This is a genomic window from Streptomyces sp. 5-10, from assembly GCF_014712245.1.
In the GTDB taxonomy this organism is placed as follows: Bacteria; Actinomycetota; Actinomycetes; order Streptomycetales; family Streptomycetaceae; genus Streptomyces; species Streptomyces violaceusniger.
On record NZ_JACVYG010000064.1, the window covers coordinates 20,259 to 40,505 of the forward strand.

General features: G+C 71.0%; 18 protein-coding genes and 3 pseudogenes. 6 read left to right on the forward strand and 15 right to left on the reverse strand.

The annotated features are described in order from the left end of the window. Positions 1-100: 100 nt before the first annotated feature. The 7 genes from IEJ02_RS41495 to IEJ02_RS41525 all read right to left on the reverse strand — a co-directional run bounded on the left by IEJ02_RS41495 (position 101) and on the right by IEJ02_RS41525 (position 7,173). Positions 101-916, reverse strand: a complete 816-nt coding sequence (locus tag IEJ02_RS41495; protein WP_191069508.1) for an aldose epimerase family protein — start codon at positions 914-916, stop codon at positions 101-103. Positions 917-941: 25 nt separating this feature from the next. After that, positions 942-1,862 (reverse strand): SRPBCC domain-containing protein, encoded by a 921-nt coding sequence (locus IEJ02_RS41500; RefSeq protein WP_191069509.1) that lies wholly within the window; start codon positions 1,860-1,862, stop codon positions 942-944. Positions 1,863-2,138: 276 nt separating this feature from the next. Continuing rightward, positions 2,139-3,713, reverse strand: a complete 1,575-nt coding sequence (locus tag IEJ02_RS41505) for a polyamine aminopropyltransferase (RefSeq protein WP_191069534.1) — start codon at positions 3,711-3,713, stop codon at positions 2,139-2,141. Positions 3,714-3,862: 149 nt separating this feature from the next. Further along, positions 3,863-4,477, reverse strand: coding sequence for a DUF2617 family protein (locus IEJ02_RS41510; RefSeq protein ID WP_191069510.1), 615 nt, complete (start codon positions 4,475-4,477; stop codon positions 3,863-3,865). Between the two features lie 444 nt (positions 4,478-4,921). Next, positions 4,922-5,212, reverse strand: a complete 291-nt coding sequence (locus tag IEJ02_RS41515) for a hypothetical protein (RefSeq protein ID WP_191069511.1) — start codon at positions 5,210-5,212, stop codon at positions 4,922-4,924. A 272-nt stretch (positions 5,213-5,484) separates the two neighbouring features. Continuing rightward, positions 5,485-6,429 carry a DUF5996 family protein gene (locus IEJ02_RS41520; protein WP_191069512.1) on the reverse strand — a complete coding sequence of 315 codons (945 nt, stop codon included), beginning with the start codon at positions 6,427-6,429 and terminating at the stop codon, positions 5,485-5,487. Positions 6,430-6,732: 303 nt separating this feature from the next. After that, positions 6,733-7,173 (reverse strand): MarR family winged helix-turn-helix transcriptional regulator, encoded by a 441-nt coding sequence (locus IEJ02_RS41525; protein WP_191069513.1) that lies wholly within the window; start codon positions 7,171-7,173, stop codon positions 6,733-6,735. A gap of 70 nt (positions 7,174-7,243) precedes the next feature. Here IEJ02_RS41525 and IEJ02_RS41530 point away from each other — a divergent pair, with 70 nt between their 5' ends. Next, entirely contained in the window at positions 7,244-7,618 is a 375-nt protein-coding gene (locus IEJ02_RS41530; RefSeq protein ID WP_191069514.1) for a cupin domain-containing protein, read from the forward strand. 32 nt (positions 7,619-7,650) lie between these two features. On the opposite strand, the pseudogene IEJ02_RS49405 reads toward IEJ02_RS41530, so the two are convergent. After that, positions 7,651-7,783: pseudogene (locus tag IEJ02_RS49405) on the reverse strand (IS630 family transposase); the annotation flags it as partial. Between the two features lie 60 nt (positions 7,784-7,843). On the opposite strand from IEJ02_RS49405, the pseudogene kilB reads away from it, so the two are divergent. Continuing rightward, a pseudogene (gene kilB, locus IEJ02_RS50585) lies at positions 7,844-8,212 on the forward strand (plasmid transfer protein KilB); the annotation flags it as partial. A 244-nt stretch (positions 8,213-8,456) separates the two neighbouring features. Here kilB and IEJ02_RS41535 read toward each other — a convergent pair. Continuing rightward, a complete protein-coding gene (locus IEJ02_RS41535) occupies positions 8,457-8,789 on the reverse strand; it encodes a hypothetical protein (RefSeq protein WP_317986054.1) in 333 nt (110 codons plus the stop codon). Between the two features lie 716 nt (positions 8,790-9,505). Between IEJ02_RS41535 and IEJ02_RS41540 the strand changes: the two are divergent. After that, a pseudogene (locus tag IEJ02_RS41540) lies at positions 9,506-10,546 on the forward strand (NsdA family TPR-like regulatory protein); the annotation flags it as partial. 4 nt (positions 10,547-10,550) lie between these two features. Here the strand turns inward: IEJ02_RS41540 and cutA are convergent. Beyond that, positions 10,551-10,883 (reverse strand): divalent-cation tolerance protein CutA, encoded by a 333-nt coding sequence (cutA, locus tag IEJ02_RS41545; RefSeq protein WP_191069516.1) that lies wholly within the window; start codon positions 10,881-10,883, stop codon positions 10,551-10,553. Positions 10,884-11,072: 189 nt separating this feature from the next. Between cutA and IEJ02_RS41550 the strand changes: the two genes are divergently transcribed. Both IEJ02_RS41550 and IEJ02_RS41555 read left to right on the forward strand, forming a co-directional pair. After that, positions 11,073-12,245, forward strand: coding sequence for a pyridoxal phosphate-dependent aminotransferase (locus tag IEJ02_RS41550; RefSeq protein WP_223865317.1), 1,173 nt, complete (start codon positions 11,073-11,075; stop codon positions 12,243-12,245). Positions 12,246-12,426: 181 nt separating this feature from the next. Continuing rightward, positions 12,427-13,626 (forward strand): putative hexosyltransferase, encoded by a 1,200-nt coding sequence (locus tag IEJ02_RS41555; RefSeq protein ID WP_191069517.1) that lies wholly within the window; start codon positions 12,427-12,429, stop codon positions 13,624-13,626. Positions 13,627-13,765: 139 nt separating this feature from the next. Here the strand turns inward: IEJ02_RS41555 and IEJ02_RS41560 are convergent, their stop codons facing one another. Beyond that, positions 13,766-14,302: a YbjN domain-containing protein gene (locus tag IEJ02_RS41560; protein WP_020869726.1), complete on the reverse strand. Its 537-nt coding sequence runs from the start codon at positions 14,300-14,302 to the stop codon at positions 13,766-13,768. 224 nt (positions 14,303-14,526) lie between these two features. Next, positions 14,527-17,118 carry an ATP-dependent chaperone ClpB gene (gene clpB / locus IEJ02_RS41565; RefSeq protein WP_191069518.1) on the reverse strand — a complete coding sequence of 864 codons (2,592 nt, stop codon included), beginning with the start codon at positions 17,116-17,118 and terminating at the stop codon, positions 14,527-14,529. A 145-nt stretch (positions 17,119-17,263) separates the two neighbouring features. On the opposite strand from clpB, the gene IEJ02_RS41570 reads away from it, so the two are divergent. Beyond that, a complete protein-coding gene (locus IEJ02_RS41570; RefSeq protein ID WP_137978829.1) occupies positions 17,264-17,668 on the forward strand; it encodes a pyridoxamine 5'-phosphate oxidase family protein in 405 nt (134 codons plus the stop codon). A gap of 135 nt (positions 17,669-17,803) precedes the next feature. Here the strand turns inward: IEJ02_RS41570 and proP are convergent, their stop codons facing one another. From proP to IEJ02_RS41585, 3 genes are all read right to left on the reverse strand, one after another. Beyond that, positions 17,804-19,339, reverse strand: coding sequence for a glycine betaine/L-proline transporter ProP (gene proP / locus IEJ02_RS41575; protein ID WP_223865325.1), 1,536 nt, complete (start codon positions 19,337-19,339; stop codon positions 17,804-17,806). Between the two features lie 130 nt (positions 19,340-19,469). Further along, positions 19,470-19,841 carry a cupin domain-containing protein gene (locus tag IEJ02_RS41580; RefSeq protein ID WP_137978827.1) on the reverse strand — a complete coding sequence of 124 codons (372 nt, stop codon included), beginning with the start codon at positions 19,839-19,841 and terminating at the stop codon, positions 19,470-19,472. A 97-nt stretch (positions 19,842-19,938) separates the two neighbouring features. Then, positions 19,939-20,211, reverse strand: coding sequence for a hypothetical protein (locus IEJ02_RS41585; protein WP_191069520.1), 273 nt, complete (start codon positions 20,209-20,211; stop codon positions 19,939-19,941). Positions 20,212-20,247 lie beyond the last annotated feature (36 nt).

A 20,247-nucleotide genomic window follows, 5' to 3' on the forward strand; every position in this document is an offset into this window, starting at 1 on the left:
GCTTATGCGGTGCCCCTCGGAACCCCTCAAGCCGCTCCGTACCGTGAGACCGACCGCATCAGTCGGGAGGCCGACCGCATCAGTCGTGAGACCGACCGCGTCAGGCCAGTGTGCGCCAGCTCCAGGTCATGGCGATCTCCAGCGGATCGATGGGGGTGACCAGGCGCGGCATGAGGTTGAGGCCGTTGGGCGGGCCGGACTGCGGTTCCACGCACACCGCCTCCGCCTGCTCGTCGTAGACGACCACCCACTCCGTCCGGCTGGTGACCTTCAGCTCGAGCCGGCCGGGCCAGGTGAGCGTGACGTCCACCCCCTGCGGCATCCCGAAGCAGTCGTCCCAGGGGCCGGGCTTCGGCGCGATCCGGCGGCCGGTGGGGAGGTGGTCCTCGCCGCGCTCCTCCTGCCATGCGGCGTCGAAGGCGATCTCGGCATCGGCGCCGCCGTCGCCCAGGTTCCGCAGGAACCACGGATGCCAGCCCGCCTGCGCCGGGAAGGAATCGCCCTCGGTCTCCACGCTCATGGTGACGGTCAGGCTGTCCGGGGAGAGCTCGAAGGTCTGGGTGACCCGGCCCTCGTACGGCCAGGGGTCGGCGAGGTCGTAGGTGAAGGCCGCGCTGGACCGATCCGTGCTGACGGGGGCCCATTCGACGTTCCGGCCGGTCCCGTGGATCGCGTGCGGCGGGGAGTTGATGGGCAGTTGGTGGGTCCGCCCGCCGTTGCGGAACCGGCCAAGACCGGTCCGGCCGCACCACGGCACCATCGGGAACGACCCGAACCGCGGGCCCTGCCGCAGCAGCTCCGTACCGCCGATGCGCAGTGAACCGATACGGCAGCCGTTCTCGGGTGAGACGGTCAGCTCGGCGTCCCCGGCGGTCAGCCGTACGCCCTTGGTCTCCGTTGTGTCTTCGGTGGTCACAAAGACCGAGCCTATGCGCCCTGGCTCATCGGCGGCGGCGAAGTACGCGACGTCCCACGACGACGACGGAGGCGAGCACGACGGCCGCGGCGGGCGCGGCCCAGCGCAGGGTGGCGCTGGTGGAGACGGTCTCGGGCGCGGGGACCGGGGCGTAGCGGCCGCGCGGCGGGGCGTGGTCGACCTCCTCGGTGGAGCGGCCGATCATCGTGCGGCGGGCGTGGGCGGCCTCGGCCGGGGGCTCCTCGTCCAGGTCGTCCAGATCGCCGAGCTCGCCGAAGCCGACGGACTCCTCGACGGCGTCCACCTCGTCGAGGTCCTCGAGGTCGCCGACGTCCTCGATGTCCATGTCGTCGGCCGACAGCGGAAGCTCGGCCTCGGTCGGCAGCCCGGTCTCGTCCGCGGCGGCGGCCGCACCCGCGTCAGCGCCCGCGTCGGTGGTCTCGTCGGTGGCCGCATCGGTGGTCTCGTCGGCGGCCTGCCCGGGGGCCTCGTCCTCCGTGGGCGCGCTGATCGGGGACGTCTCAAGACCGGCCGTGAGCGCCGCGGCGAACCGGTCCAGCATGCGGCGGGCCACGGTGGTGGACGCCTCGTCGTCGAACTCGGCCAGCCGCCCGTCGCTGTGGACCGTCCCCGAGCAGTTCAGCTCCGTACCGCCCTCGACGGGCTTCGGCGTGATGGTCAGCGCGAGCTTCACCGAGCCGCTGCCGCGCGCCTCGCTGCCCTCGCCCTCGACCTCGAAGGCATCGGCGCGCCGGACGACGCGCAGCGCGCCGCGGTAGGTGATGGTGGACCCGCCGATGCGCAGCCGCAGCCGCCCGGCGAGCGGACCGGCGGCCTCATCGGCGTCCTGCTGGAGCCCGGGAACGCAGCGAGCGACGCGGGCGGGCTCCGCGAGCGCCAGCCGGACGGTGTCGACGGGAAACGGAACGAACACCTCATGCTCCATAGGTCAAGACAGTACCCATCGCACGTTCCCTGAGACCCGTTCCCGCGCAACTTTCCGCGCGCCGCTGACGCACACCGCCGACGCGAGCCCCCGGCGCGCGGACCCGCCCCGCACGCGGACACGTCCCACACGCGGGTGGGCGCCCGGGTGGCCGGGATGCGCATGGTCGCGGTGTCCGCACACGCCCCGCACGCAGGGCCCACACGCAGGCCCACACGCAGGCCCGCACGCAGGCCCGCACGCGGGTGGGCGCCCGCCGCCGGGCCCGCGGTGACGTCACTCCCCATAGCGCGGACGCATGAGCGTCGACGGGGGCAGACCCGCCTCCCGAGCGCGCTCGGCCGTGCGACGGGCCGCCCGCAGCCCCTCCTCCGTCAGCGAGCGCGGCCGCGGCCGGTGCGGGGCCAGCCGCAGCCCCACCGGGGAGCGCGCCGCCAGGACGAAGCCCCAGTCGTGCGGGCTGCCGCGCCCGGGGCGCGGGGCGCCGATCACATACGGAGTGGTCCGCAGCCCGACCGAGCGCATCGTCGCGTCCACCGTCCAGAACGCCCGCGGATCGGGCCGGAGCGGCCCGGCGTGGACCACCAGCCGGCCGCCGGGCGCCAGCACCCGCTCGGCCAGGCCGTAGAACTCCTGGGAGTAGTACTTGGTGCTCGGGGTGAGCTCGGGGGCGGGCAGATCGCACACCACCACGTCGTACGCCATGGACCGGCGCAGCCAGTCGAAGGCGTCCGCCGTCACCGCCCGCACCCGCGGATCACGGTAGACGCCGCCGTTGAGCGCGGACAGACCGGGATCGCGCCGGGCCAGCCGCACCACCTCCGCGTCGCGCTCCACGACGGTCACCGAGCGGACCCCCGCGTACCGCAGGATCTCGCGCGCCGCGAGCCCGTCGCCCCCGCCCAGCACCAGGACCCGGCCGTGCGGTCCGGCGGCCATCGCCGGGTGGATCAGCGCCTCGTGGTAGCGGACCTCGTCGCGCCCGCTGACCCGCAGCCGCCCGCCCACGAAGAGGGCCAGCGGCCGCCCGCTCGTCCCCCCGCCCACCAGCACGATCTCCTGCTCGCCGGTGTGCAGCGCGACCCGCACCCCCGGTCCGTAGACCGCCTGGCGGGCGGCCCGCTCGAAGGAGGGGGTCAGCACGGCACCGGCGGCCAGCGCGGCGAGCACCAGCCCGTTGGCGACGATCAGCGTCCACCGCGCCCGTACGCTCAGATCGCGGCGGAACAGCCAGAGCACCAGCGCGCCGCCCGCGACCGCGTTGACCGCGCCGGTGACCAGCGCGCCGGTCAGCTGGCCGAACGCGGGCAGCAGCAGAAAGGGAAAGGCGAGCCCACCGACCAGCGCGCCCACATAGTCCGCCGCGAACAGATCGGCCACCGCGCCGCCCGCGTCCTGCCTGCGCACCCGCTGGATGAGGGTCATCAGCAGCGGCACCTCGGCCCCGATGAGCACACCGATGGCGAACGAGAAGCCGACGAGCGCGGAGCGCGAGTGACCGCCCCACGCGAAGCACGCGTACAGCGCCATCGCCGAGCAGCCGCCGACGAGCGCGAGCACCGCCTCGACCGCGCCGAAGCCCACGGCGGCCCGGCAGCGCAGCCGCTTGGCCAGCAGCGAGCCGACGCCCATGGCGAAGACCATCACGGACAGCACCACGGATGCCTGGGTGACCGAGTCACCGGCCAAGTACGAGGCGAGGGCGACGAGTTCGAGCTCGTAGACGAGCCCGCAGGCGGCGCAGACGAAGACCGCGCCGAGCACGAGGAAGCGGCCGAGCCCCGCCCGCACGGGCAGCCGCGCCGGAGGGCCGGACTCCGGCGACGACGGCGCATCCGAGACGGCGGACATGGGCGAATCGATCACAAAGGGAACGCTACGTCACATATCGCTTACGTCTCGTCCCCCACACGAGTGCATTGCCGTTCGTGCGTCTGGCATCGATGACCTCTCGGCCCCGCGCGATCCCCTTCAGACGCAGGGGACTTGGGGCGACGCCTTCAGACGCAGGGGACTTGGGGCGACACCTCGCCGGGCAAACCGCCGGGCAGACCGCCGGGCAGACCGCTCATATCGAGCCCGCCCGCGCCCGGCGGCCGGAGCGCGGCCGGCACCCGGGCCCCCACACAGGTGCGGGTGGTGACCAACCGCCCCTCCTGGGGGTAGGCATGCCAGGTCCGCCACCCCACCGTGCCCTCGTTCCACTGCGCGAGCAGCGCCGTGAACGCGTTCGGGCTGCCGGGGAACGTACCGGCCAGGCCGTGCGGATGGTCGGCCACCAGCGCGAGCAGCTCCTGGGCGCGCCCGGCGAAGGCCCCTTGTGACAACTCCTCGACGCGCGCCGCGAATTCGTATTCGCGGCCGTCGACGAGGGTGGAAACCCCCAGCGGAAGCGGGGTGCTGTTGCCGGACATACAGGCCACCGTCTCCGAGCAACGGCTGCCCTCCCCTTCGAGGAGGACCTGGTGCGAGGCGCCCAGAAGCCGCAACTGGACGGCGAAGTCATGGAGTTGAAGATCGAGCACAGCGAGGGCGGGAAGCGGTTCCCGTCCCAGGCCCCAGGCGAGGTCAGCGGCGCGGGTATCGGTGTAGGCAGTCTTGAGGATCGTGAGCATGGATCGGCTCCGCAAGCACGCAGTGGAAAAAGATGGGCCAGCTCGCCCCGCGGGGGACCAGGGGCATGCGCATACGGCGGCTCGTGCCCACGTGGGGCCGTAAGGTCGATTGGTGGTATACGGAATCATGAAATGCTGGGCGCCACATCGTTTTTACCCACCTTCGCCGGGTTTCCACCCCCTAGGGCGCTCCCTAGGGCAAGTGTTCAACAAGCCAGCGCCCGGCGCACGTTGGCGCGCCGGGCGCTGGCTCATCGCTTCACGGCCGTAAGGACGGCGTGGCAACCGTAAGAAGGGCATGGCGACCGCAAGAACGGTATGGCGACCGTAAGGCCGCGCGGCAACCGTAAGAACGGCACGGCGACCGTAAAGGCCGCGCCAACCCCGGGTCAGGCGCCCCCGAATCAGGCACTCCAGGGGTCCCGGGGTCAGACACTCCAGAGGTCAGGCACCCCCGCCGCAGCCACCGCCACCACCACCGCCGCCACCGCAGCCACCCCCGCCACCGCAGCCGCCTCCGCCGCCGCAGCCACCGCCGCCGTGGTGACCACCCCCGTGATGGCCACCACCGCCGCCGTCGCCACCGGCCCACCAGCCGCCACCGGCGGCCCCGCTGGATCCGGCGCCCCAGGACCGCTTGCGCCGCCCGCTGTACCCCTTCGACCGACCGGCGCCCAGCGCGGCGAGCGCCGCGAACGTGAACGCCAGCACGACCAAGACCACAACAGAACCCATGGTCCTCACTCTCCTTCCAACCCCCGTAGCGAGGTACCGCTTCGTACCTGCCGGGTCCCATGCCCGACCTCATGGGGGGCCAAAGCGGAGTTGAGGAAGTCCAGAGGTTCAGCGCGCATCCTCTGCGCGGTCCGCGGCCTGGGAGGTGACCGTTGGTCCACGCCCGCTCCAGGCCCGGCCCGTAGTCGGGCACCTCCGCGGGTAACCGCACGAACAGCCACGACGCACCCGCGGATGAACGACCGCACCTCGCGACGCTTCCCGCGGAGCGCTTAGCGGTGCTCCCAGTGGACGGGGTCGGCTTCCAGGACCGCGCGGTCCCAGTCGGCCAGTTCGGCGGCCGCCTCATAGGTGCTGTGCAGGAATTCGCTCAGCGTCCGGTCCGGATCGGGTGCGGTGGCGACCGCCTCGTAGGGCAGCACGAATTCACCGACATCCCGCCGGTACGAGGCCGTCTCGGGGCGCACCGGCTGGTCGGCGAAGCCGGCGGGCTCGGGGTAGGCGTAGGAGTAGAAGCCGCCCTCCTCGCCGCCGCCGGGCCAGAAGCCGCAGCTGGAGAGCTCCACGGAGTACGCCTCCTGCGTCACCCGGTCCGGCAGGTTCGGCACACCGCCGGGGGGATGCGGCGGCGCGGTGCGGCCGGAGAAGCGGGTGACGCACAGGTCCATCGCTCCCCAGAAGAAGTGCACGGGGCTGGCCTTGCCGACGAAATGGGACCGGAATTCCCCGAACACCCGGTGTGCGTTCAGCAGCTGACCCCAGAAGAGCCGGGTGGCGTACGGATCGTACGACGCGTGCCGGTGGTCCTCCGGGAACGGTATCGCCACGGGCACCTCGTTCGGCCGCGGGTACATCCGGGTCTGGATGCCCAGGTCCCCCAGCACACCCATGATCTCGGAGTAGAACTGGGACACCGGCTTGGACTCCAGCGTCAGCTCGCGCCGACTCCCATCGCTGACCCGGATCCCCAGCCGGTGCTCGACAAAATCAAACTCGATATCGAACGCCCCGGTCCGATACGGGACCGTGGACGTGCTCAGCCCGCGCGGCGTGACGTACAAGGTCACCTGCCACCACTGATTGGCCGGTGGCGCGTGGTCCAGCCGGATCTTGCCGACGATCTGGGTCCACATGTGCAGGGTGTCCCGGGTCTCGGCCCAGTCCTCCAGCCGAAGCCGCGGCCAGGCGCCGGCCTGCTGCGTCCTCTGCTTGGCCATCTCGCCTCCCGCAGGGCCACACCGCTCCGACAACGTGCTGCACATCGCAGCCGTTGCATTCCGGCCCGGCCGAGTACCCACGTATCCCGCCACTAAAAACCAGCGCGGAACAGCGAGTGTGCCCCGCACCGGGTGGGGTGTCGCTGGTGTGGAGGCAGAAGCAGGGAGACACAGACGGCTACTGTTCTGACAGGGAAGTTTCACCGGTCCGCGGAGGCCTCGGCACGGCACCTCACGCGCCGTCGGACTGCGCGCGGACGGTTCGTTCACGGCCGGCGGTCTCCAGGGCGGTGGGCCATCGGCTCACCAGGCAGGGCGGATCGGTCCCGGCGGTGCAAGGAGTGTCAGGTCGGCGACGAGTTCGCTGAAGCGCGCCTCGCCCAGTACTTCTCGCCACGGCGTGACGGCAGCCCGGGCCGCCTGGTCGGCGGCACGTGTGGCGGCCCAGCCGAACTCGGTCAGTCCCAGGAGGCGGGCGCGGGCGTCGTGCGGGTGTGGATGCCGCTCCACGTACCCCTTTCGGACCAGCTCCTCGACCAGTTGGGCGGCGGCCTGCTTGGTCACCCCCAGGTGCTCGGCCAGGTCGGCCGTGGTGGCGCCGCCCACCGAGATGCGAGCGAAGGCGAAGCCGTGTGCAGGTCGTAGATCCTCGAATCCCTGCTGGGACACGCTGGTGTGGATTTCCTGCACCAGCTGTCCGGAGAGTGCCAGCACGAGTGCCGAGAAGGCCAGGGCGTCGTCCATGGGCTTGACTATAACTCGTCAAGCCACTTGTCTTTCTAGACAAGAAACTTGTCTAGATGGAGGTTGGAGCATGCCGTTCATCCGCGGTGACGAGGCCGTCGTACATGAGATTCACGGTGGCCGTTTCGTTTCCTACGTCCGTCCGGACACCGGCAGCCGGGACCTCGCCGCCTGGCGCGTCGAGATCCCGGCCGCAATGGCGGGGCCGACCCACACGATCAGCGACGAGGAGACGTTCTACGTCCTCTCCGGTCGCCTCCGACTCACGGTTGACGGTGAAAGCGCCGAACTCCGCACAGGTGACGCGGCAGTGGCACCTGCAGGCTCCGAACTGGCGGTCGCCAACACGACCGACCAGCCCGCCCACATGTGGGTCACCACACGTGTCGGGCTCACCGCCAAAATGGCTGACGGCAACAGCATCACACCGCCCTGGGCTCACTAGTGTGCCGCGACCGCGCAGTTCGCCGGATTGGGTCAGGCGGCGACTCTGAGAGGGCGTCCTCCCCAGCGGATGCCCTTCTCGCTTCGGACGCGGGCGTTTCTTGCCTTCGGCGGCCAGGATGTCGCGGTGGCGGGCGTTGGCGTTGCGCCACCGCAGATAAGCGTGTGGGTACAGGAGTTGGCCCCACGGCGCCCGAAGTTCGGCATTGCGTGATCAGCTTGGGCCGTGGAGACCATCATCGCCAGCGCCATAGCCGTCCTGGGAACGCTGATGGGTTCGGCGATCACCCTGGCGTTCCAGCAGCGCGCCACCGACAGGAGCCATCAGTTCACCCGTCGTGAGACGCTCCGACAGGAGCGGCTCGATGCCTACTCCGTCTATGCCGGCGCGTTGATCAACTACCGTCGCTGCCTCGTTCACCTCTGGTTCTGTGAGCACGAGCATCCCCCACCGGAGAGCCCGGACACCGTGCGCATCCGCGCCTACGACTTGCGCTCCAATGCTCAAGAAGCTCTCTTCCGGATGCAGATGCTCACGGACGACGAGACGCTGAGCCAGGCTGCGGAGGACCTGCTTGCAGACATCACGGGGGTTCGTGATCAATCTCCAGCCGGACCGCCCCGGGAGCTGACCAGGCACGGGGGTGGTCCGGTGTTGTTACTTCTTGTTGCGCGTCTTTCCGTCCGCAGCGACCTCAGTACTTCTGTCGGCAGCAGCGATGCCAGGGACGCGCGACCAGGACGGAGGACCTGCAGCGGCAGTTCAAGCAGACCTTCTTTCCCCGGGCGCAGACCACGCCCCGGTGCCGGACCGACCAGCCAGCTATCTGACGCCCGAGTCATTCGGACGCCTCGTTCGTCTGAGTCGGTCCGCCGCTTTCACACTCGTCGGGCACCGGCAGACGCCCGCCCCGGCTCTCCGCGATCCGAAGCGCGTCTCGCAGCGCCTCGACCAGGCGTTCCGAGAGGTAGCGGAGCTCTCGCGCGCCCGCCTTCCGATCGCGGAGCATGAGGCGGGCATGACCGATGAGTTCAGTTCCCATCTGAAGCTGAACCGCTTCCATCTCGTCAGCCAGCCGCGACAGATATCCCTCACCGTCCGCGTCCGATACCAGATAGCACGGCTGCCCGGCGGGGCCGGGCCACGGCAGCAATCGTGGTTGGGTGCTCACCTGACCACCACCATCCCGTGCGGAGCGCACAGCAGCTCCACGCGAGGTACGTTCTCGCTGCGCGGCAGTGGACGATCCGACACCCGATGCACCTGGTGCACGCGCGGAAGTTGCAGCGTCGGCGCGTCCGCACAGGTCACCGAAGCACCTGTCTCACCAACGCCGTTACGACCAGCTCCGGACGCCGGCAGTCGCAGCAGCCACCGCACGAATCGGGGGATATGGTTTGGCACGTTGACGCTCCTTCGCAGCGTTGACCACGCCCCCGGGCCGCTCGCATCGGTCGCGGGGGTCTCTTGTGTCTGCCGACTCTGGTGCGGAGGAAAGCCGGTGGCTTGCCGCCCGTGGCTATACCCATCATGGGTAGGCTGACGGTCACGATTGTGCGACACACTGTCACCAGCAGGCGCAACGGGGCACGCCATGACCGCTTACCAACCGCCGACCGCACTACCGCGAGAACTTCTCAGCCACCCAGAGATGCGCGCCGCGATCGTGGCTCACGACTTCGGCGCCGTCTTCTCCCTTGCCCGCGACGTAGCCCACATCAGTTACTCGAAGATCGCCGCCGAGTGTGACATCAAGCCCGAACGCGTCGGCACTCTGGCCCGTGGCCAGGGCCGCATCACGTCGTTCGGGAAGATCGCGACGATCGCCGACGCCTTACGCATCCCCGGGCATCTCCTCGGCCTCGCCCCCGCGACTGGGAGGCGGCTACCGCACGCGGTCACGTCCCTACCGCCTCAGCACGCACCTCACCCACGACCCGAGAGGGAAGCGAAACAGTGCTGCGCAGGGAATTCTTTCGAGCATCGGCCGGGGCCGGCCTGGTCCTCGGTCTGCCTGAGCTGAACCAGATCAAGACCGGCCGCCGGATTGATCGAGACGTGCCCGAGCTGCTGCGACAGCGCACAGCACGGCTACGGCGACTCGATGACGTGCTCGGCGGTGGAGACACTTACCGCGTCTATCTCGGCGAGTACCAAGCGACCAAGGCGATCCTTCGAGAGGGCAGCTATACGGAGGAAACCGGGCGCGGGCTCCTGTCGGTCCTCTCCGAGCAGGCCCAGCAAGCCGGGTGGGCCGCATTCGACGCCGGCAAGCACGCCGATGCCACCAGCCTCTACGAGGCCAGTCACCAGGCTGCCACTCAAGCGGGGGACACCGCCCTCGCCGGGAACGCCCTCGCCTTTCTCGCGTACCAGAAGATCAACACGGACCGCACCGTCGGGATAGAGATAGCCGTGGAGTCTTGCGCCACCGCAGGCCCCGACGTCCCGCCCGGCGTGCGCGCGCTACTGTACGGGCGCCTGGCCTGGGCGTACGCCGCTGCCGGAGACGCGGACGCGACCGAGCGTGCCCTCGACGCCGCTGAAACGGCGCTCAGCGAGGACGACGGAACCCCACAGCCCGACTGGGCGGCGTGGGACGGGAACGGACTGCAGATCATGGCGGGCCGATGCTGGACCGAGCTACGCCGCCCCATCCGTGCCGTTCCCGTACTGGAGGACTTTCTCTCCCGCTACGACGACACCCACGCCCGCGACAAGAGCCTCTACCTGTCCTGGCTCGCCGACTCCTACCTCACCGCCGGAGAGATCGAGCAGTCCACGGCCATCACCAACCGCGTCCTCGAGCTCTCCGCCGGGGTGGCGTCCATCCGCCCACGCCAGCGCCTCGCGCCGATCCTCCACCAGCTCAAGGCCCACAAAGAGCTTCCGGCCGTAGCCGACGTCCTGAAGAAGGCCAGGGCGTGAGAGGTCAGTTCCCGGACTCCGGCTCAGTGGTGCGCTCCACCCATCGCAGGTAGGAGTCCGAGCCCGCGACGATCGGCACCGCCGACACCTCGGGGTTCTTCCACGGATGGTGCTCCAAGAGGTGTGCTTCAAGCTCGGCGTAACGGTCCGCACGGGTCTTGAACAGCAGCTGCCACTCTTCCCCCGTCCCGAACTCCCCCTGATGCCAGAAGACCGAGATCACCGGCCCGACGATCTGTGCCCCGGCCGCGAGCCGAGCCGTCACCACCGCCCCCGCGAGTTTCTCGGCTTCCTCACGGTTCGCCGTCGCCGTCGCCACCTGAAGGAAATCAGTCATGCGCGCGAGCGTAGCCCCGTGCCACAGCGCGGGCAGCGCTGTGGCAGTCGTTGGACATCGACGGACATCGATGGATTCCGGCCCAGGCGGGTATCCGCGTATCCCGCCACCCGAAACCGGCGAGCGCGCCCCCGCGCCGGGCAGCGGCAGAGTTGATGGAGGCCGATGGTTCGGCGGAGTATGGGCGCCATGGGACGACCGCCGCTCAACCGCCGACTGGCCGCCTTCGGCACCACGATCTTCGCCGAGATGTCCGCCCTCGCCGTGCGCACCGGCGCGATCAACCTCGGGCAGGGCTTCCCGGACACCGACGGCCCCGAGGAGGTGCGCGAGGCCGCCGTCCGCGCGCTGCGTGACGGCCGGGGGAATCAGTACCCGCCCGGCCCCGGCGTGCCCGAGCTGCGCGCCGCCGTCACCGAGCACCAGCGGCGCTGGTACGGCCTGGGCTTCGACCCCGACACCGAGGTGCTGATCACCGCGGGCGCCACCGAGGCCATCGCGGCGTCGCTGCTGGCGCTGGTGGAGCCGGGCGACGAGGTGATCGCGCTGGAGCCGTACTACGACTCGTACGCCGCCTGTGTGGCCATGGCGGGCGGCGTCCGCGTCCCCGTCACCCTGCGCCCCGACGGTGACACCTTCCGGCTGGACCTGGACGAGCTGCGCGCCGCCGTCACCGACCGCACCCGGCTCATCCTGCTCAACACCCCGCACAACCCCACCGGCACCGTGCTCACCCACGATGAGCTGGCCGCGGTCGCCGAGCTCGCCGTCGAGCGCGATCTGCTGGTGGTCACCGACGAGGTCTACGAACACCTCGTCTTCGGCACCGAGCACACCCCGCTCGTCTCCTTCCCCGGGATGCGCGAGCGGACGGTCACCATCAGCAGCAGCGGAAAGACGTTTTCGTTCACGGGCTGGAAGGTCGGCTGGGTGACCGGCGCGCCCGAGCTGGTCACGGCGGTGCGTTCGGCCAAGCAGTACCTCACCTATGTCTCGGCGGGCCCCTTCCAGTACGCGGTGGCCGAGGCGCTGGCCCTCCCCGACGCCTATTTCCACGGCGTCCGGGACGATCTGCGCGCCAAGCGCGATCTGCTGGCCGACGGCCTGGCCGACGCGGGCTTCCACGTCTTCCGCCCCTCGGGGACGTACTTCATCACCACCGACATCCGCCCCCTCGGCGAGACCGACGGCTTCGCCTTCTGCCGCTCCCTCCCCGAGCGCTGCGGTGTGGTCGCGGTCCCGAACGCGGTCTTCTACGACCACCAGGACCAGGGCTCCCCCTTCGTGCGGTTCGCCTTCTGCAAGCGCGAAGAGGTCCTTACTGACGCCGTGGCCCGCCTCAAGACCCTCGCCGCGGGGTGACCGCCGCGGGGTGACCCGCCGCCTCCGGTGACCCCGCTCCCCCGGTTGGACGTCCCGGGTCGCGGGCGGCCGCGGCCTGGCGGATGGTCGGTGTGTCCGCCGAGCTCCCCGGTTCGTCCCCTCCCGGGGGCTCGGCGCATGTCCGTCGTGTGCCCCTCGTGTGCCCGCACCGGAGGTCTCCGTGTCCACCGACACCGCCGCGTCCACACGGGCCCCGGAGCCGCCCCGGCGGCAGGCCGAACGGCGGCGGGTGCTGGGGCGGGTCGGGGCCTCGCTGGGGCGGGCGTGGGTCGCGCTGGCGGTGTACGCGACGGTGCGGGCCGCCGGGATCTTCTGCGTGGCGCTGGGGTCCTGGCGGGCCGGGAAGCATCCGCGGACACAGCTCGGGCACTACTGGGACAGCCTCTGGTACGTGGCCATCGCCCAGCACGGCTACGGCACCAACCGTCCCTCCGTCAGCCACCCCGGCCTGACCTTCAGCGATCTGGCGTTCTTCCCGCTCTACCCGGCGCTGATCCGGGCCGTCACCGGCGTCGTCCCCGTGAGCGCGGTGACGGCGGGGCTGCTGGTCGCCTGGGTCGCGGCCGGGCTGGCGGCCTGGGGGATCCACGCGGTCGGGGAGCGGCTGTACGGGCGGCGGGTGGCCTTGACGCTGGTCGCGCTGTGGGGGCTGCTGCCGCATGCGGTCGTGGAGTCCATGGCGTACACCGAGTCGCTGCTGACGGCCCTGGCGGCCTGGTCGCTGTACGCGCTGCTGACCGGGCGCCGGCTGTGGGCCGGGGCGCTCGCGCTGTGCGCGGGGGCCACGCGGCCCAACGGGGTCGCAGTCGCGGCGGCCGTGTGCGCGTGCGCGGCCGCCGAGATCTGGCGCCACCGCGGGCGGACGTCCTGGCGGGTGTGGGCGGGCGCGGCGATGTCACCGCTCGGCTGGCTCGGCTACGCCGCGTGGGTGGGGGCGCGGCGCGGCACCTGGCGCGGCTATCTGGACGTCCAGGACGACTGGGGGACGCATCTCGACCTCGGTGCGAGCGGCTTCCGCTCCACCCGCTCCCTGCTCATGGGGAGCGGCTATCTCTCGCACTACATGGCGCTCATCGTCGTCGGCGCCTCGCTGCTCGCCCTGGTCGGGCTCGTGCTGCGGCCACCGCCGCTGCCGCTGGTCGTCTACACCCTCACCCTGGTGTTCATCGCGCTCGCCAGCGCCAACTACTTCGCGTCCAAGCCGCGCTTCCTGCTGCCCGCCTTCCCGCTGCTGCTCCCGGCGGCGCTGGCGATGGCAAGAGCCCGGCCGCGCACCGCCGTCCTGCTGGGCGGCGCGCTGGCCGGGCTCTCCTGTCTCTACGGGGCGTATCTGCTGACCATGGCCACCAGCCCGATCTGATCGACACGGCCGACCGACCGACGCGGCCGACTGACCGACACAGGACTGACCGACACGGCCGACGGGTTTGCTGACCGGGATACGGCTTCTCCGAGCGCTCTACGACACCTCCGACCGCGATACGGCTCGGCTCGGCGGCTCAGGCCTCGTCGTCGCCCGGCTTGTCGTCGCCATCGGACTCGATGTCGGCCTCCAGACCGAGCTGTTCGACCAGCCAGCGGTCGAACTCGATCGAAGCCCGCACCCAGCTGACCGTGCTGGACACGAAGTGCTCCAGGCTGACGCCGGTGCCGATCAGCATCTGCGCCTCACCGATCAACCGGACCGTGCCGTCGTCATTGGTGTGGCTGTAGACCTTCGGCCACAGCGTGCGGCGGTTCCAGTCGTCGATCGCCTCGAGCAGCCGCGGCTTCTCATCGATGCCGTGCGGCCGGTCGTAGAACGTGCGGACGGAGAAGACCTGCTGCTCCTCCTCCCCGCGGAACATGAAGTAGGTGCGGAACTGCTCCCACGGCGCGGCGAGGTCCCCCTCCTCGTCGACGACGTACTTCAGCTCCATCTGCTCCAGCAGCTGCTTGACCAGGTCCTGGTCGGGCAGCACGGGGCCGCTCGGACCCGTCGGTTCGGGCTCGGGCTGACCCCCGAAATTCGGAATCGAGGACGGGTCGATGCTCACCGTGGATTTCCCTTCGTATGGAATACCGCCATCCTCCCTCACACCCGCCCCCGCCGTGCAACCCCGGCCGTACATTGCCCGATCCGGCCGAAACGACTGCCGAAAAGACGGCCGACACGGCTGCCGAAACGACGGCCGGGCGGACCGGCGACGACGGCCGGGCGAACGGGCGACGACAGCCGGGAGGACCGGCGGGGCCGGGGGTGCCGAGCGGCCCCGGGCCGCTACTGCGCGGGGCCCACCAGCAGGTCGCCGCCGACCCGGTCCACCCGGACCTTGTCGCCGTCCCGGACCTCCCCGGCGAGGATCTCCTTGGCCAGCCGGTCGCCGATCGCGGTCTGGATCAGCCGGCGCAGCGGGCGCGCCCCGTACGCCGGGTCGTTGCCCTCCTCGGCGAGCCACTCCAGCGCGGCCGGGGTGACGTCGAGGGTCAGCCTGCGGTCGGCGAGGCGGCGGGCCAGCCGGGCGATCTGGAGCTCGGCGATCCGGGCCAGCTCCGGGCCGCTGAGCGCGGAGAAGACCACGAGGTCGTCCAGGCGGTTGAGGAACTCGGGCTTGAAGGAGGCCCGCACGGTCTCCAGCACGCTCTGCTTCTTCTCCTCCTCACCGAGCAGCGGATCCATCAGGTACTGGCTGCCCAGGTTGGAGGTGAGCACCAGGATGGCGTTGCGGAAGTCCACCGTCCGGCCCTGGCCGTCGGTGAGCCGCCCGTCGTCGAGCACCTGGAGCAGGATGTCGAAGACCTCGGGGTGGGCCTTCTCCACCTCGTCCAGCAGCACCACGCTGTACGGGCGGCGGCGCACCGCCTCGGTCAGCTGGCCGCCCTCCTCGTAGCCGACGTAGCCGGGCGGGGCGCCGACCAGCCGGGCCACGCTGTGCTTCTCGCCGTACTCGCTCATGTCGATGCGGACCATGGCCCGCTCGTCGTCGAAGAGGAAGTCGGCGAGCGCCTTGGCCAGCTCGGTCTTGCCGACGCCGGTGGGGCCGAGGAAGAGGAAGGAGCCGGTGGGCCGGTCCGGGTCGGCGATGCCCGCCCGGGTCCTGCGCACGGCGTCCGAGACGGCCCGTACGGCCTCGGTCTGGCCGATCAGCCGCTTGCCCAGCTCGTCCTCCATGCGCAGCAGCTTCTGGGTCTCGCCCTCCAGCAGCCGGCCCGCGGGGATGCCGGTCCAGGAGGCGACCACATCGGCCACGTCGTCCGGGCCGACCTCCTCCTTGACCATCGTCGGGCGGTCCTGCTGGACCTCGGCCTCGGCCTCCGACGCCTCGGCGAGCTCCCGCTCGACGGCCGGGATCTCCCCGTACAGCAGCTTGGAGGCGGTGTCGAAGTCGCCGTCGCGCTGGGCGCGCTCGGCCTGGCCGCGCAGCTCGTCCAGCTTCTCCTTCAGCTCACCGACGCGGTTGAGGCCCTGCTTCTCCTTCTCCCAGCGGGCGGTGAGGCCGCGCAGCTCCTCCTCCTTGTCGGCGAGGTCGCGGCGCAGCTTCTCCAGCCGCTGCTTGCTGGCCTCGTCGGTCTCCCGGGCGAGGGCCATCTCCTCCATCCGCATCCGGTCCACCGAGCGCTGGAGCTCGTCGATCTCCACGGGCGAGGAGTCGATCTCCATCCGGAGCCGGGACGCCGCCTCGTCCACCAGGTCGATGGCCTTGTCGGGCAGGAAGCGGGAGGTGATGTACCGGTCGGAGAGGGCGGCGGCGGCCACCAGCGCGCCATCGGCGATCTGCACCTTGTGGTGGGCCTCGTAGCGGCCCTTGAGCCCGCGCAGGATGGCGACGGTGTCCTCGACGGTCGGCTCGGCCACCAGCACCTGCTGGAATCGGCGCTCGAGCGCGGCGTCCTTCTCGATCCGCTCGCGGTACTCGTCGAGCGTGGTGGCGCCGACCATGCGCAGCTCACCGCGGGCCAGCATCGGCTTGAGCATGTTGCCCGCGTCCATCGCGGAGTCGCCGCCGGCGCCCGCGCCGACCACGGTGTGGAGCTCGTCGATGAAGGTGATGATCTGGCCGTCGCTGGACTTGATCTCGGCCAGGACGGTCTTCAGCCGCTCCTCGAACTCCCCGCGGTACTTCGCGCCCGCGACCATCGCGCCGAGGTCGAGGGCGACCAGGCGCTTGTCGCGCAGGCTCTCGGGCACATCGCCCTTGACGATCCGCTGGGCGAGCCCCTCGACGACGGCCGTCTTACCGACGCCCGGGTCGCCGATCAGCACCGGGTTGTTCTTGGTGCGCCGGGAGAGCACCTGCACCACCCGGCGGATCTCCTGGTCCCGGCCGATGACCGGGTCCAGCTTGCCCTCGCGCGCGGCGGCGGTGAAGTCCGTACCGAACTTCTCCAGGGCCTTGTACGTGCCCTCCGGATCGGGCGTCGTCACCCGCTGTCCACCCCTGACCTTCTCGAACGCGGCGAGCAGCTTCTTGGCGCCCGCCCCCTGCTGGTCGAGCAGCTCCCCGGCCTGGCCGCCCTTGGCGGCGATGCCGATGAGGAGGTGCTCGGTGGAGACGTAGTCGTCCCCGAGTTCCCTGGCCCGCTGGGTGGCGTCCGCGATGACGGCCAGCAGGTCGCGGCTGGCCTGCGGCGGGGCCACGGTGGAGCCCTGGACGCTGGGCAGGGCGGCGAGCAGCCGCTCGGCGCCGTCGCGCACCAGGGCCGCGTCGGCCTCGACGGCGGCCAGCAGATCCATCACGTTCTCGTTGTCCTGGCCCTGCAGCAGGGCGAGCAGGAGATGCGCGGGCGTCATGTCCGCATGCCCGGAGGACACCGCCCGGTCATTGGCGGCGCTCAGCGCCGCCCGGCTCTTGTTGGTCAGCTCGGCATCCACGTCCCTGTGCTCCTCCTCGCTCCGATCTTCTCATCCCTGCCCTACCCAACCTCCGTAAAGTTGAGTCTATTCCACTCAACCTCGCGAACGCCACTCCTCTGGCCTCAGGTTCTGGGCCAATGGGCCATGCCTTAGGTTCTGGGCCATGCCCGTCGATCCCCGCAACCCCGATCCCGAGTACCTCGCTTTCTGGCGCGAACGCCATGTGTGCACCCTGACCACCCCACGCCCGGACGGCACCCCGCATGTGGTCCCGGTCGGCGTCACCTACGACCCCGAGGCCGGGCTCGCCCGCGTCATCGCGAGCCGTCACAGCCGTAAGGTCGCCCATGTCCGGGCGGCGGGCGAGGGCGGTGCGCGGGTCGCGGTCTGCCAGCTGGCGGGCAGGCGGTGGGCCACGCTGGAAGGGCTCGCGGTGGTACGGGAGGAACCCGAGCTGATCGCGGACGCCGAGCGCCGCTACGCCGAGCGCTACCAGCGCACGCCCCGCCCCAACCCGGACCGCGTCGTCATCGAGATCGCCCTGAACCGCGCCATGGGAAGGGCCTGAGGCCCGTCACGCCTCTTGGCCTGAGGCCCGTCACTCCCCTTGGCCTGAGGCCCGTCACCCCTCCTGGCCTGAGGGTCCCCTCACCCCTCCTGGCCTGAGGGGTCCCGTCACTCCCCTTTGGCCCGAGGGGTCCCGTCACTCCTCTTCCTCCTCCCGGTGACCGGCCCCCGCCCAAGGGTGGCGCAGCCTGATCCAGACGTCGCGGGCCCGCCGCCCCGCCTCCGTACGGCTCTCGGCCACCGCCGTCCGCGCCTCCTCCTCGGTCTCCACCATGGGCCCCGACCCGCGCAGCGGCTTCCCCGCCGTCTCGTGCAGGTACACCGTGGCGATCAGCCCGATCACGCCCGCCACCATCAGGTAGAAGGCGGGCACCAGCGTGTTGTGCGTGGTGGCCACCAGCCACGAGGCCAGCAGCGGCGTCGTCCCGCCGAACAGCGACACGGAGAGGTTGTACGAGATCGACAGCGCGCCGTAGCGCAGCCGGGTCGGGAACAGCGCCGGGAGCGTCGCGGCGCTCGTCCCCGCGAAGGTGACCAGCATCGCGCCCAGGATCAGACAGCCGATCGCGGGCAGCAGGACGCCGCCCTCCCGGATCAGCAGCACCGCCGGAACGGCCAGCACGATCATGCCCAGGCTGCCGAACAGGAACAGCGGCCGCCGCCCCCAGCGGTCGGACGTGCGGCCGACCACCGTGATCGCCAGCACCACGAACAGCATGGTGCCCAGCACCAGCACCTGGGCCGTGGTGGCGTCGGCGCCGAGCGTGGAGGTCATGAACGTCGGCAGGTACGACGTCACCATGTAGTTGGTGACGTTGTACATCAGCACCAGCCCCATGCAGATCAGCACCGCCTGCCAGTGCCGGGTGAAGATCTCCTTCAGCCGCCCCCGCCCGGACTGGCGCGCCTCCTCCACCGGCCGGGGCTCGCCATGGGCCGCCGCCGCCTCCGCCGCCTCGGCCGCCCGCTCGGCCTCCTGCTGGAACGCCGGGGTCTCCTCAAGCCGCAGCCGCATGTACAGACCGATGAGCCCCAGCGGCCCCGCCACCAGGAACGGCACCCGCCAGCCCCAGTCCACCATCCCGTTCTCACCGATGGCCGCGGTGAGCACGGTGACCAAGCCGGAGCCCAGCGAATAGCCGATGAAGGTGCCGAAGTCGAGCCAGCTGCCGAGGAAGCCACGGCGCTGATCGGGCGCGAACTCGGCGATGTACGTGGTCGCCCCCGCGTACTCCCCGCCGGTCGAGAAGCCCTGCACCACCCGGCAGGCCAGGAGCAGCAGCGGGGCGGCGAAGCCGATCGCGTCGTAGCCGGGCAGCAGACCCACCCCGAAGGTGCCCGCCGCCATCATGATCATGGTGGTGGACAGCACCCGCCGCCGCCCGATCCGGTCGCCCAGCGGCCCGAACACCAGCCCGCCCAGCGGCCGCACCAGGAACGCCACCGCGAAGGTGGCGAAGGTGGAGACCACCTGGGTGGCGGGGTTGTCAGACGGGAAGAAGACCTTGCCGAGGGTCACCGCGACATACGCGTAGACACCGAAGTCGAACCACTCCATGGTGTTGCCGATGGCCGTCGCCGCGACGGCCCGGCGCATCCCCGGCTTGTCGACGACGGTGACGTCCTCGATCGCCAGCTGCTCCTTGCGGCGGCGCAGCAGCGTCCGGATCAGCTGGTCGGTACGGGCGCTGCCGTGCGGCCAACCTCCGCGGCGGGGGCCGCGCGGTGGTCTTGGACCGGTAGTCATCTCGTCCCCTGCCGCCGGCTGGAACCGCTACCCGACGCCGCTCCCGCCCCCGGGCTCACGCCCCGGCATCGCTGGACTTCGCGTAGGTCTCCGCCATCTGCCCGCCGACGTCGTACATCACCACCTGTTCGTCACCGACCACCCACGCCTCGTGGCCGGCCGGCACCACATACACATCGCCGGGGCCCACCTCGCCCTCGGCCCCGTCGTCCATGCGCACCCGCATCCGGCCCTGCACGATGATCCCGCTGTGCTGGACCTGGCAGCTGTCCGTCCCCACGATCGGCCGCACCGACTCCTTCCAGCGCCAGCCGGGCTCGAAGGTGGCCACGGCGAGGTGCAGTCCGGTCAGGTTCAGCGCCTCCAGATGACCACCGGGAAAGTCCCGCCGCTCATCCGGCTTGTCCATCGTCTTGATCTCCAACATTGGCGGTACCTCCTCCCATATCTCCATGGTGCGCCTGGGACGCCCCATCGGCGCGAGATCACCGGGAAGCCGTCCGCCGCGTGGGCATGGGCCGTGCCTACGGTGCCGAGAGGGCGACGCGGCGGAACTCGACGGACTCGATGGTGACGCCGGGGGCCGAGGCGCCGAGCAGCGGGGCGGCCGCGCGGGCCCGCTCCTCGTCCTCGAACGTCAGGATCAACATGCCGCGTCCGTCCACGGGCTCCAGCCACTGGCCGGAGACGAAGCCCTGCGCGGCGGTGAGCTTCGGCAGGATGTCGTTCATCAGCGCGGCGGCGGCCGCGGGGGCCTGGGCCGGGTCGATCGTGAGGGTGACGAGGGCTACGTACACGGCAAGGGTCCTTCCAGCGGTGGAATGCTGCGTTCA